Below are 13,515 nucleotides of genomic sequence, written 5' to 3' on the forward strand. Positions count from 1 at the left end.
ACACTAATAAATTTTAACAAGAGAAAATCATGATGTCTATATACATGAGCAATATTCATAAAAAGAATTATTTGAAAAAATGTAAGAGAAACAGGTAAAACCTTCTGTATTGACCTGTAAACGCCCTTCAAGTAAACTAAAGAGAGTTTGCAAATGAAAAGGTGATAATGTTGTTAATTTCAATTAAAACGTTACAAGATGATCGTTTTTTACGTCCGCTACAAAATATTGGCGGCTTATTTTTTGAAGATAGTACGATTGGATTTGAACAAGAGGAAGCAAATCTGATTGTTGATATACACATTGAGGATAATGTGAAAGCATCCGCTCAATTAACGGATGTTAGCACAGGAAATGTGTATGAAGAAACATTCTCGAAAGATTTATCTGCTTTCACAGATGAAAAAGAGCGTATGAAGCAAGTGAAACACGTTGTTTCTTATGTATATCTTTCTGTTCTTCAGCAGTTAACTGGTATTGAACAAAGCTGGGGTATTTTAACGGGAGTACGTCCGACGAAACTTCTTCACAAAATGCTTCAAAATGGTATGTCAAAAGAAGAAGCGCATCAAGAACTTCGTGAAAGTTATTTAATTCATGAAGAGAAAATTGAACTTCTTCAGCGCATTGTTGATTGCCAATTAGCAGTTGTTCCGGATTTATACCGTTTGAAAGAAGAAGTAAGTATTTATATCGGTATTCCGTTCTGCCCAACGAAATGTGCATACTGTACATTCCCGGCTTATGCAATTAATGGACGCCAAGGATCTGTTGATTCGTTCTTAGGTGGTTTACATTATGAAGTTCGTGAAATTGGTAAGTTTTTAAAAGAAAAAGGTGTAAAAGTTACGACGATTTATTACGGCGGCGGTACACCTACAAGTATTACAGCAGAAGAGATGGATATGCTGTATGAAGAAATGTATGAAGCGTTCCCAGATGTGAAAAATGTGCGTGAAGTAACAGTTGAGGCAGGTCGCCCAGATACGATTACTCCAGCAAAGCTAGAAGTGTTAAATAAATGGAACATTGACCGTATTAGTATTAATCCACAGTCATACCATCAAGAGACACTAAAAGCAATTGGACGTCATCATACTGTAGAAGAAACAATTGAGAAATACCATTTAGCTCGTGAAATGGGAATGAACAATATTAATATGGACTTAATTATTGGTCTTCCTGGTGAAGGGTTAGATATCTTCAAGCATACGTTAGATGAAACAGAAAAGTTAATGCCAGAATCATTAACAGTTCATACGTTATCATTTAAACGTGCTTCTGAAATGACGCAAAACAAACGTAAATATAAAGTAGCAGGTCGCGAAGAAATTACAGCGATGATGCACGAAGCAGAAGAGTGGACGCAAAAGCATAATTACGTACCATATTACCTATATCGTCAAAAGAATATTTTAGGTAACTTAGAGAATGTTGGTTATGCAATGCCGACGCAAGAAAGTATTTACAACATTGTCATTATGGAAGAAGTACAATCAATTATCGGACTTGGTTGTGGTGCATCAAGTAAATTTGTTCACCCGAAGACGGGAGCAATTACGCACTTTGCGAATCCGAAAGATCCAAAATCATATAATGATGGCTTTGTGAAATATACAGAAGATAAACTGAAAATTTTAGAAGAGCTATTTGCATAAGAAGAAAGAGGTTGTTCCGAGTGGGAACAACCTCTTTTTTATCCTGCAGTAACGGGCGGTCCGATTATATCTTGTCAGTTTTTGTCGGTAAGTTGATATATTCGAAAAATCGCTGATATAAATTGAGTTGTGGTTGATATATTTTGAAAATCGCTGATATATTTCAAGTTACGGTCGATATATCTGGAAAATCGCCGATATAATTTCATTTAGCGTCTAGCGGTACCGTATGTAAAACTATGTCGATAATAATCAGAAAAATTAGTCAAATCATTAGAGGACAATGTCTACTTATGGACGAAATGATAGATTTATGAAAGAGAAAAGGGGGAAATTGTTGGCATGTATATGACGATAGGGAGAATTTTTGATTTATCAGTTGGTAAGTATCCAAATAAAGAGGCGTTAGTGGAACCTGAAAAAAATATTCGCTGGACGTATAAACAGTGGGATGAACAAATAAATAAAACGGCACACGCTCTATTAGAAGAAGGGGTAAGAAAGGGAGATACGGTATCTGTTTACTTATATAATTGCCATGAATTTGTAAACGTTTACTTAGCCTGTGCGAAAATTGGAGCGATTTTTAACCCGATTAACTTCCGCTTAAAGGCGAAAGAAGTATCTTATATTCTTCAGGACGCATCCTCGAAAGTCGTTGTCTTTGAAAAAGCAGTTGAGTCAACTGTTGCTATAATTGAAAGAGATTTTCCAAATACATCTTTTTGGTCTATAGAAAACGATAAACCTTCCTATGCAAGTTCCTACCATGAAAAAGTGAATGAAGCATCTTCTGAGAAAGTAAATATCGAAATTGATGAAATGGATTATTGTTCAATGCTTTATACGAGCGGTACGACTGGGCATCCGAAAGGCGTATTACATCGTCATCGCGAAATGACTGAGCATAGTATGATTTGTACGTATTTCCTTAAATATAATAGAGATAGTGTTGGGCTTGTTGTTGCGCCTTTATATCACTGTGGTGAATTAAATGCCGGAATCATACCACGCATTCAAGTTGGCGGAAAGAATGTTATTTTGCATCATTTTGATACAGAAACAGTATTACATACGATTCAAGAAGAAAAGATTACGACGTTCTTTGCAGCGCCGACGATGTGGAATATGTTGTTGCAAAAAGATTTAGCTCAGTATGATTTAACGTCAATGAAAATCGGTATATATGGCGGAGCAGCAATGGCACCGGCGTTAGTGAAGGAATGTAAAGAACGTCTTTATATTGATCTTGTTCAAATATACGGAATGACAGAAATGGGGCCAGTTGTTGCGTTTCTCGTAGAGGAGGATCAAATTACGAAAGCTGGTTCAGCAGGCACGCCATGTTTTAGCCATGAAGTTCGTATTGTGAAACCGAACGAGGATGCACCGGCAGAACCAGATGATGTATTACCTCCTTATGAAGTGGGAGAAATTATTTTACGCGGCCCAACTATGATGGCTGGCTATCATAATCGTGAAGAAGCGAATAAAAAATCGATGTATAAAGGATGGTATCATTCTGGTGATCTAGGCTATTTTGATAAAGACGGTTATTTATTCGTTGCTGATCGCGTTGATGATATGGTAATTAGCGGTGGCGTAAATATTTATCCTCGTGAAATTGAAGATTTCCTTCATAGTCATCCAGGTATATTAGATGTGGCGGTACTTGGTGAGCCAGATGAATTATGGGGAGAGCGTGTTGTGGCAGTTATTGTGAAGAAAGATGAAACAATAACTGAAGCTGATTTAGAAACGTATTGCAAAGAAAGTGATGAACTAGCAGATTATAAACGTCCGCGTCATTATTTATTTGTAGATGAACTCCCTCGTAATGCGAGTGGGAAGTTGCAGAAGTTTGTACTGAGGGAGTCGTTGAAAGGTGCGAAAAAATAGAAAATGCAGGATGCCCCATATCTATGGGGTATCCTGCATTCTTCTGTATTAAACAGAAGAAACAATATCTTTGTTAATTCTCATTTCCTCTTGGTGAAGGTTAATTAGCGCATTTGAAATAAGGTGGAAACACAAAGTGAATGTAATACAAAAAGAAAAGACACCCTAAGGTGCCTTTCTCCGACTTGAACCATTTCATTTCATACGAATCGGAATCTATCCGTATTACCATTACCCCTTTGTTATGAGTGTAAACACACACTATAAAGCAGAATCGTCTATATACACTAGATTGTTAGTTCACAAAAGACAAGAGATTTGAGATCAATATCGAAGTGACGCCACATCCCCTATAATAATTGATATGTTACGCCTTTTAAAAGAATCTGCTTTATAGAACGTGCCCACAAGTTATATTTTACTACATGTAATATTCATTTAGTGTATTTTTGATGAATATGTATAATTACATAAACTGTATGAAAAAAAAGAGAGTATACTCTAATATTGTGTAATAAAGATGAAGCCCGCCTACGAATAGGGGGCTTTTCTTACTTTTTATAAATATTTATTCCAATTATATTATCAGATGAGTCTAAACGAATATAAACGTCAGCTGATAAAAGGTGTGCATTATATATTCGTTGTTTATATGTTGATATCTCGAAGCGTTTTCCATTTAATTCACATTCTAGAATAATCATATCGCCATGTTCTTTCCAAGTTATTAATTTAGCAGTTGTATTCATATAAACCTCCTCTGAATCATTTTATGAAAATTAATAGAGATAGTGTGAGAAAGGAGTTTATATAACAAAAAAAGACACCTTAAGTGTCTTCTTTGATTACTATAAAAGTCGTTGAATAAAATAGGTTTCTATTTTTATTTGCGTGAAAAGCCTTCTTCATCAAGGTATTCCGCAGCTTCTGGATAAGAGTTGAATGTACCGTCTAAGTTTACACCAGCGTACACGTTCCACATGTCATCCTCTGAAATAAGAGTAAGAATATGACCATCTTCGTTCTGCCATTCTTCTTCTTTCGCAGGTTCTACAGGTGCTACTACTTCTTCTTGTGATAGAAGGTCAATTGATTTCTCAATTACTGAACGTAACTCCTCTGCTGAAAACTCACGGATGTTAACCATGCCTTTATCATCTGTTTTATAACCTTTAATACCGCTTGCATATACAAATCCATTTCCATTTGGGTGTAAATGAAATACAACGTTCTTTTTATCTAAACGACTTTCTTCAAAGTGGAAGTTTACACGTTTTAATGATACGTTCTTTCTTTCTAGTTCTGGGAAAGATTCAATAATCGATAATTTTTCTTCAAAAGTTAGCATAGTGCCTCCAAGTATATAGTAAAAGATTTAATTTGTTCATTATAGCATAGTTGCAATTGTTTCCAAAGATAAGGGGAAAACTTTTCGTTGAATACGTTTACGTCACGAGAATGTAAAAAGTGAGCTAACGAATGTATCTTTTTAGGTGTACAATGGAACATGGACTTTATACAAAGGTGGTTTTTTTATGTTTCAAAAAATAGCAAAGGAATGTTTAGCAGGATTTACTGTTGCGATTGTTGCGTTACCACTTGCGATTGCATTTGGTATTGCCGCGACAGGAACGTCTGAGGGAGCGCTTGTTGGATTGTATGGTGCGATTTTTGCAGGTTTATTCGCAGCGTTATTTGGCGGGACACCTGGGCAAGTAACAGGACCAACTGGACCAATTACCGTTATTGCAACAGGAGTTATTGCGACGCACGGGTTAGAGGCAAGTTTTATTGCCTTTATGATGGCAGGGTTATTTCAAATTTTATTCGGTGTATGTAAGCTCGGTTCTTACGTTCGATATATTCCGTATCCTGTCGTTTCGGGATTTATGAATGGTATTGCATTAATCATTATTTTAGGCGAAATAAAGCACGTACAAAATAGTTTTTTACTTGTTGTGTTAACGATTATTGTAATGATTGTTTCTGGTAAATGGATTAAGGCGATTCCGTCTAGTTTAGTAGCACTAGTCGGTGTGACAGCTTTGCTTCCTTTATTTTCTTCCTTACTCGAAGGACTTACAGTAAAGTTACCGATTATCGGAAATCTTTCACTAAATAAAGTAATTGAAAAGATTGGAACCATTCCAGAAGCGATGCCTACGCTTCATATTCCATCTTTAAGTGGAACAGGAATAGCAGCACTTATTTTGCCAGCGCTTAGTATTGCTTTATTAGGATCGATTGACTCGTTGTTAACATCGGTTGTAATGGACAATGTGACAGGTACACGTCATAAAAGTAATAAAGAACTGGTCGGACAAGGTATCGGTAATATGATGAGCGGATTGTTTGGCGGATTAGCAGGTGCAGGTGCGACTGTAAGGTCTATCGTGAATATAAGAAGTGGCGGTAAAACGGCACTTTCGGCATGTATGCATAGTGTTATCTTATTTATTTTTATTATGGGTCTTGGTTCGGTCGTACAATATATTCCACTTGCTGTATTATCAGGTATTTTAATTTTAACTGGTATTGGAATGTTCGATTGGGGAAGCATGAAAAAGATGCATGTCGCTCCTAAAGGTGATGTCGTTGTTATGCTCGTAACGATGATTGTAACGGTGAAGTTCGATTTAATGATTGCTGTTGCATTCGGTATTATTCTTTCGTTCATCATATATATGGTGAAATGTAAAGAACGCAAAACTTCTATCGTAAAAGAAAAAGAAGAAACGTACACAATTCAAGGACCGCTCTCTTTCCTATCAGTAGATCGTATTTTCTCTACTTTACAAGATGTGAAGTCACCGGTTGTTTTACGTATGAAAGATGTGCGTTATATGGATGTATCAGGAGCTATGGCATTATTAAATTTTGTTGAGCAATCAAATAAAGTAGGAGCAAGTGTAAAGCTTGAGCAAGTACATCCGAGTATTGAAAAAACAATCGCAGTAATGGCAAGCGATGAACAGAAAGAGCAATTGAAAATTTTAAGTGTTTAGATGGTAATTAGAATATCTCACAATCTTACATAAATTATAATGTAGAGTTGTGGGATATTTTTATAATGTTTTTAGTAATATGTATCGCAGTGATAGGGAGGAAGGGCTCTTTTTGCGTAACAGAAACGGTTATAGTGTGTACACATATAATGGAAGGAATTAGAAAAAATATTGTGAAGAGACAGGCTTAAATGGGTTCTCTTTTCTATTTTGAAAAAAAAACCAAGTATTCAACCTATAATAAATTTGTTATGATAACCAATGGGATAAAGTGAATTCCTATCGTTTAAAACAATATGTTTGAGAGTATATGTATAAAAGAAAAGAGAAAAAATATGAATAAAACATTTGTAAAAGGAGCAGCAATTTTAACCATTACAACTTTTTTGTCGAAATTGCTTGGTAGTTTTTTTCAAATTCCATTACAAAATATTGCAGGAGATGAAGTGCTCGGTATTTTCCGCCTTGTTTTTCCTGTATATATGATTGCTCTTACATTATCGGTAGCCGGAGTTCCACTTGCAATTTCGAAATTAATTGCAGAGTTGAACGAAAAAAATAAGCAAAAGGAAATTCCGAAATTATTTACATCAGCGTCAATTATAGGGATAGCATTTGGCGTTTTCGGCTGTTTAGTCATTGTATTATTTTCTATTGAAATTGCAAATATGCTTGGTGGACAAGAAACTAGAATGCCGTTGCTTATTACTTCATTAGCATTACTCATTGCGCCATATATGGCGGTGTATAGAGGGTATTTTCAAGGTTTCGGTGATATGAAACCAACAGGGGTATCACAGGTCATTGAGCAATTTGTACGTGTGTTTTTTATGTTAATAATTGCTTACATACTAGTATCATGGGATAAGAGTAATACTGTTATTACTAGTGGTGCGATGGTCGGCTCTTTTCTTGGAGTCATTAGTTCGCTTATATATTTGCGTATAAAATATAATAGAAGTCCATACTACAATAAAAGCAATTCCTATTCGCTCCGAGATTTAAGAGAAAACGGCAAAAAGATATTGCGGGTATCGATCCCAATCGCTATTGGAGCTTTATCAATGCCACTTTTAAATTTAGTAGACTCGCTTACAATACCGCATGTATTACAAGGATCATCAACAGAAATTCAAGAACAATTTGGAATATACAGTCGCGGTTTTGCATTCACGCAAATAATTGTTATTTTTGCAAGCGCAATTGTATTTCCGTTAATACCACTCTTAACTTCCGCATTGGCCAAAAGAGATATAAATTTGGCGAAAATAACAATTCAAAATACAAATCGACTAGCGCATGTTTTGACAGCACCGTTAACAATATGGTTGATGGCATTAACAGTACCGTTAAATGTCGGATTGTTCACAGACGTAAAAGGCAGTAGTATGTTAACAGTGATGATTGGCAGTTCGTATTTTACTGCGGTTATGGTATTATCAATAGGTGTTTTACAGGGCATTAACCGTTCTGCACAAGCTGCATGGATTGTTATTGGTGCGAGTTGTGTGAAAGTCGTGTTAAACATAATGTTCGTGCAGAAGTTTGGCATAGATGGAGCGGCGTATAGTACATTAATTACTTACGTATTGATTTGTATTGTAAATCATTTGTATATTCGAAGCTATATTGCCTATTCTATTCATTTAAAAAGCTTTTTTGGTGTGCTAGCAATAGCATGTATTTTGGGACTAGGATTGTATGAATTATGTAATGTGATAAATATTACATCTTCAAGAATTATGACGTTATTATTCAGTGGTATAGCATTAAGTATTACAACCATTTTGTATGGTGTATGTGCTTTGAAATTAAAATGGATATCAATAAACAAAATACCATTTTTGAAAAGATAAATATAGAAATTTAATTTTTTATTATAATTCATATGAACTGATAAAGAGGAAACTATGTAGGGTATCAAGTGTTTAGGTAAGGAATGGGTACTAGTTTATGTTAGATGAAATAAACGGTTACCTAGTTTTGGAGGAGATTTAGGGTGCGTTTAGTCTTATCAGGATATTATGGTTTTTATAATGTTGGAGACGAGGCGATTCTACAATCAACTATTGAATCGTTAAGTAAAGAGAACCCGGATATAGAACTAGTAGTACTATCAAATGATTCTAAATATACAAAGGAAATGTATGGTGTAGAATCGGTAGATCGCTGGGATATAAAAGCTGTTTATCATGCAATCAAAAACAGTGATGGAGTTATTAGCGGTGGCGGGAGCCTTCTTCAAGATCAGACAAGTACGAAGAGTATTCTATATTATACGGGTATTATGGGACTCGCTCGATTATTAAAAAAGCCGTATTATATTTATTCACAAGGAATAGGTCCAATTACAAAAGGATATAATCGTCTATTAGTAAAATGGAACTTGGCAAAAGCTTCCTATGTATCAGTTCGAGATGAGGATTCGTTTTTATATTTAAAAGAACTTGGCATAAAAAACGATATTGAAATTGTTCCAGACCCTGTTTTAACATGGAAACGGACAAAACAATCGGATTGGTTGCAAAAGCATTCGATACATGGAAAAGTAATTGCGGTTAGTGTGCGTTATTGGAATGCAAAAGAAGATTATATAAAAAAATTAGCTGCGGCATTAAAAAAATTAAAGCAAGAAGGATACCAAATTCTATTTGTTCCAATGCATGAGCCATTTGATCAAAAAGCTTCACGTGAAGTAGTAGACTTAATGGGAGAAGAGACGTATATGCTTCCATATAAAATGGATATCGACGAGAAAATATTCATTTTATCACAATGTTCATTACTAATTGGTATGCGTCTTCATGCACTAGTTTTTTCTGCTGTAGCCAAAACTCCAATGGTCGGGATTTCATACGATCCGAAAATTGATTCGTTTTTAAGTCAAGTGAATCAGCCAGTTATAGGAAGTGTGGATGGCGAATGGAGTGCTGAATATTTATATGAAATTGCGAAAAAGCAATTAATGCAACAAGGAACTGTGCAGCAAGAGTTACAATTGACAATAGATGAGCTTCGGTTGCAAGGCAAACAGGCAACAAAGAAACTCATTGATCATATGGAAAAAGGCACTTTATTAAAAAAGTAAAGTGTCTTTTATTTTGTTTTGAATGTAATGAAAATTCAAATTAAAAAACGTTTTATTTTAATTCCTATTTATTATGCTAAAATGATTGTGATTATTATATAATCAAATTTGTGATAATAAATTCGTAGATTACGAGGAGGATAACCTTGAAGACTTTTTCAAAAGGTATAACAGCAGTGGCATTAACGGGATCATTACTTTTAACTCCTATTTCAAGTTATGCGGCAAATGATGATATTACAGGACATATGTTTGAGACGAATATGCGCTCACTTATTACTAAAGGAGTTTTAATGGGGTATGGAGACAATGTATATGCGCCTGATAAATTAGTAACAAGAGCAGAGTTTGCTACATTCATAGCGAGGGCTTTAAATTTACCGAAAGCTGATTCGAATTTCGAGGATGTGCCGAAGACTTACGGTTTATATGATGGTGTAAGTAGAGCATATGGAGCGAAAATTATTAATGGTCGTACGAACGAGACGTTCTCACCAAATGATGTGATTACACGTGAAGAAATGTCGATCATGGTAAAGCGAGCGTTAGACTATAAAAATATTAAAGTAGCTGTAAGTCCGCTTACCTTTACTGATAAAGATAGTATTAACTATAAAGAGCATGTGCAAGTTATGGTGGCTACTCAAATTATTAAAGGGTATCCAGAAGATAATACATTTAGACCACATTTATCAGCTACAAGAGGGATGGCTTCAGCTATGTTGGATCGCATGCTTCAGACGATTGAAAAAAACGGAAATAGCAATCCTGTAGAAACTAAGAAATATGTCGTGACAAATGTAAGAGAAAACGGAACAGAGCAAGAAGTAGAGCGCTATAATACGTATAAAGAAGCGGTTACCGCTGCTCAAAATAAAGGTATGAATGCGGTAAAATACGAGAACGAATTTTTATGGATTAAAGATGGTTTTGCAAGTGCGAAAAGAATAACTGGGCAAAACATCATTAATATTTATGATGAGAATTTAGCAACAGTATATACGTATATTCAGTATGGAACAGAATTGAAAGTGTTAGAAGTTGGCGAAGATCGTGTGAAAGTTCAACTTTCTGGTTTGACAGGTTATGTGAAGAAGAATGAAATCACTTTAATTCCTACCAATGAAATGAAACAGTCGTCTTATTATGTGAAATCAGATGGATATTTATACCATAAATATTATACATATAATACAAGTTCACCTGGATATACAGAATTTAGATATGGTGTGGCACCTTCTTTCATGAAGCAAGGACAGCAAATGTATAGTGTAGATGGAAAGACATTTGGAGACGAAACTTTCTATCAATATTTCAATTATTTATCATTACGTTCGAAAACAGATTATACAGCTGAACAACTAGATAGTTATGTGAAATCGATTAAGCCAGACTCTCCATTAATTGGTTTAGGAAAGAAATTTAAAGAAGTAGAAAGCAAGTATAATGTAAATGCATTATTCTTATATTCATTAGCAATTCATGAAAGTTATTATGGAACAAGCGCTCTTGCAAAAGACAAAAATAATTTATTTGGTTTAAAAGCAACAGACGATAGTCCATATGGTAACGGAGAAGCATTCAATTCAAAAGAAGATTGTATTGAACATGCAGCAAAATTATACATGAATGAAGGATATTTAAATCCAGGACATTGGCGTTATACAGCAACATATACAGGTGATAAAGCTGCTGGTTTAAATGCGAAATATGCATCTGATGCGAACTGGGGTAAAAAAGTAGCGGGGCATATGAACCGTTTTGATTCTTATTTAGGTAAAAAAGAATACAACAAGTACAAACTTGCACGTGTGATGAATAACGTGGAAGTGAAAAAGAATCCTAGTATATCAAATGAGCGACTGTATCGTTTAAATACAAATGTAGTTGTCACAGTTACTGGTGAAGAGATAATAAATGGAAAAGCGTGGGTTAAAGTTATTTCAGATAATCCTACTGTAACAGAAGCGTATATTGCAAAAGAAAGTTTAGAATACGTAAAACATTAATTAAATAAAAAAGAAGGTGCTACTAATATTTCGTAGCACCTTCTTTTTATTCAATTTCAAAATCAACAATGATATAAGCGAGTATAACAACGAAGAAAATACTAACGGCTGGTGCTGTTAATACGTGGCCAGACATAAAGCCAATGCCAAGTGATAGAATGAGTGTGCTCGCTAATAGCATATACTTTACGCTCATGATTTTCTTAAAGTTTGTGATCATGCGGATGAATAATTTAATACCAAAGTATAGAAGTGGTATTAAGTAAATAAGGAAACCGACAATTCCAAATGCGAAAAATAGGTCATGGAAGTCCATTTCAATTAATTTAATTTTATCTGTGTAGTTACCAGCGTAACCCATTCCGAATAGTTTTTGTGAAAGCGGTGCGTCTTTATAGTATTGTTTGTATGTTTTTAAGAATTTGTCGCGATCACTGTAAATTAAACTTTTTACTTCAGAATCTGTAAGTTCACCTTTTGCATGTTTTTTTGCATCTTCTGGATCTGCTTTAATTACTTTTCCTTCTTTTCGATCTTTCTCTTCTTGTACTGATTTTTTGTATTCGTATATTTGCATGTGAATGCCCATATTTTTTGCGATAGGAGTATGCGGTGTAAGAGCAATTAAACCTCCTAGTATAACTGCGACAACAACGGTATTTACAATATGTGTGAATCCTTTTCCTTCTTTTTTACGATTTATCATATATTCAATGAATGAGAAGAAAAGTGCTACGCCTAATGTAATAACAATTGCGCCATATCCGACTTTCGTTCCGACCATAATACTTGCATACATCGCAAGTATTGTTGGAATCCAGTAATATATTTTCGAGAAAGAAGTTGTTTTATGAATCGAATATAAGACAATGATTGGGAACATAATGGCGAAAAGAGAACTTAAATCATTTCCAGCGAAGAACCAACCTCTTGAACCGATTTTTGAGTGAGGATAGCTTGGGAAATCCGTTCCAGTTTGCATTGCGACAATCATTGTAATGCTTAAAATTAAAGTTGCATATAAGAAATATGTAATGATTTTATGAAATACATACTCTTTATTTTTTAGCTCTTTAAAGGCGATAATATATCCAAACAGTAGCACAATTGGATATACGCTCTTTAAGATGAATTTAACTTCTTCTCCAAATGAAACTGGAGATTTAACCATCATATTATTTACAAGACCGATTGCGAGTGCGATTCCGAGTAAGCATAAATAGAGGATGTACTTTTTCGCATCTTGTTGTTTGTGATGAAGAAGTAGGTACCCTAATGCAAGAAGCATAAAGACGAAACGGACTACAACTCCAACTGTTGCGCTCATGTGTAGTATATAGATTGAAAAAGATGTTAATAAATCTAAAATTGGTTGAAACACAATGAATAGCAATAGGAAATGTGGGAAGTAGTTATCCGTTTGTTTCAACTTATTAACCATATGTTCCTCCAGTTCTTCATTCCTTTATTACAACACCCAAAAGATGGGTATAAAGCCTTTTTTACATAGTAAGGCGAATGAATTTCAATATTTGTTTTTTATCAAACTTAAGAATACACCATTTCATTGTAATGGTAAATAGATGAAAAGCATGGATAAACCAACTTTAATTTCTATATTTTTCAACGGAATTGTATGTTTTATACGGTATATGTACAAATTGCGAGATTATTAGACAGAAAATTGAGAAAAAAGAAGGATTTTTCAGTGGTTTTCTATAATTATATAAGTATAATCTTTATGGAGAAAAGACCTGCGGTAGTATGTCAACTGAAAAATAATATCTTTTGAAGTTATCAAAGGACAAATTGCTTAAAAAAGACATCACGAAACTAGACCAGTATTTTATGTAAAA

General features: G+C 34.6%; 9 protein-coding genes. 6 read left to right on the forward strand and 3 right to left on the reverse strand.

From position 1 onward, the window contains the following. Window positions 1-167: 167 nt before the first annotated feature. Window positions 168-1,658: a coproporphyrinogen III oxidase gene (locus tag MR168_RS13390; RefSeq protein ID WP_002164625.1), complete on the forward strand. Its 1,491-nt coding sequence runs from the start codon at window positions 168-170 to the stop codon at window positions 1,656-1,658. Window positions 1,659-2,000: 342 nt separating this feature from the next. Beyond that, the gene (locus MR168_RS13395) at window positions 2,001-3,557 is read left to right on the forward strand and encodes a fatty acid--CoA ligase (protein WP_000281993.1); all 1,557 of its coding nucleotides are present in this window, start codon (window positions 2,001-2,003) and stop codon (window positions 3,555-3,557) included. Window positions 3,558-4,108: 551 nt separating this feature from the next. Here MR168_RS13395 and MR168_RS13400 read toward each other — a convergent pair. Beyond that, entirely contained in the window at window positions 4,109-4,306 is a 198-nt protein-coding gene (locus tag MR168_RS13400) for a hypothetical protein (protein WP_001098262.1), read from the reverse strand. Window positions 4,307-4,440: 134 nt separating this feature from the next. After that, on the reverse strand, window positions 4,441-4,905 hold the full coding sequence (locus tag MR168_RS13405; protein ID WP_000954998.1) for a hypothetical protein: 465 nt from the start codon (window positions 4,903-4,905) through the stop codon (window positions 4,441-4,443). A 187-nt stretch (window positions 4,906-5,092) separates the two neighbouring features. Between MR168_RS13405 and MR168_RS13410 the strand changes: the two genes are divergently transcribed. The 4 genes from MR168_RS13410 to MR168_RS13425 all read left to right on the forward strand — a co-directional run bounded on the left by MR168_RS13410 (window position 5,093) and on the right by MR168_RS13425 (window position 11,659). Then, the gene (locus tag MR168_RS13410) at window positions 5,093-6,562 is read left to right on the forward strand and encodes a SulP family inorganic anion transporter (RefSeq protein ID WP_000486654.1); all 1,470 of its coding nucleotides are present in this window, start codon (window positions 5,093-5,095) and stop codon (window positions 6,560-6,562) included. A gap of 335 nt (window positions 6,563-6,897) precedes the next feature. Beyond that, window positions 6,898-8,418: a putative polysaccharide biosynthesis protein gene (locus MR168_RS13415; protein WP_016121967.1), complete on the forward strand. Its 1,521-nt coding sequence runs from the start codon at window positions 6,898-6,900 to the stop codon at window positions 8,416-8,418. Window positions 8,419-8,561: 143 nt separating this feature from the next. Further along, window positions 8,562-9,650: a polysaccharide pyruvyl transferase CsaB gene (gene csaB, locus MR168_RS13420; RefSeq protein ID WP_086411377.1), complete on the forward strand. Its 1,089-nt coding sequence runs from the start codon at window positions 8,562-8,564 to the stop codon at window positions 9,648-9,650. 146 nt (window positions 9,651-9,796) lie between these two features. After that, window positions 9,797-11,659 (forward strand): S-layer homology domain-containing protein, encoded by a 1,863-nt coding sequence (locus MR168_RS13425; RefSeq protein WP_000847503.1) that lies wholly within the window; start codon window positions 9,797-9,799, stop codon window positions 11,657-11,659. Between the two features lie 46 nt (window positions 11,660-11,705). On the opposite strand, the gene MR168_RS13430 is transcribed toward MR168_RS13425, so the two are convergent. Then, window positions 11,706-13,100: an O-antigen ligase family protein gene (locus MR168_RS13430; protein ID WP_086411376.1), complete on the reverse strand. Its 1,395-nt coding sequence runs from the start codon at window positions 13,098-13,100 to the stop codon at window positions 11,706-11,708. Between the last annotated feature and the right edge of the window lie 415 nt (window positions 13,101-13,515).

It is taken from the genome of Bacillus cereus group sp. BfR-BA-01356, assembly GCF_022663635.1.
Taxonomy (GTDB): Bacteria; Bacillota; Bacilli; order Bacillales; family Bacillaceae_G; genus Bacillus_A; species Bacillus_A cereus.

Bases quoted from the DNA above. Each gene is read 5' to 3' on its own strand.
- MR168_RS13390 (WP_002164625.1), top strand. From the start codon at position 168: ATGTTGTTAATTTCAATTAAAACGTTACAAGATGATCGTTTTTTACGT.
- MR168_RS13395 (WP_000281993.1), top strand. From the start codon at position 2,001: ATGTATATGACGATAGGGAGAATTTTTGATTTATCAGTTGGTAAGTAT.
- MR168_RS13400 (WP_001098262.1), bottom strand. From the start codon at position 4,306: ATGAATACAACTGCTAAATTAATAACTTGGAAAGAACATGGCGATATG.
- MR168_RS13405 (WP_000954998.1), bottom strand. From the start codon at position 4,905: ATGCTAACTTTTGAAGAAAAATTATCGATTATTGAATCTTTCCCAGAA.
- MR168_RS13410 (WP_000486654.1), top strand. From the start codon at position 5,093: ATGTTTCAAAAAATAGCAAAGGAATGTTTAGCAGGATTTACTGTTGCG.
- MR168_RS13415 (WP_016121967.1), top strand. From the start codon at position 6,898: ATGAATAAAACATTTGTAAAAGGAGCAGCAATTTTAACCATTACAACT.
- MR168_RS13430 (WP_086411376.1), bottom strand. From the start codon at position 13,100: ATGGTTAATAAGTTGAAACAAACGGATAACTACTTCCCACATTTCCTA.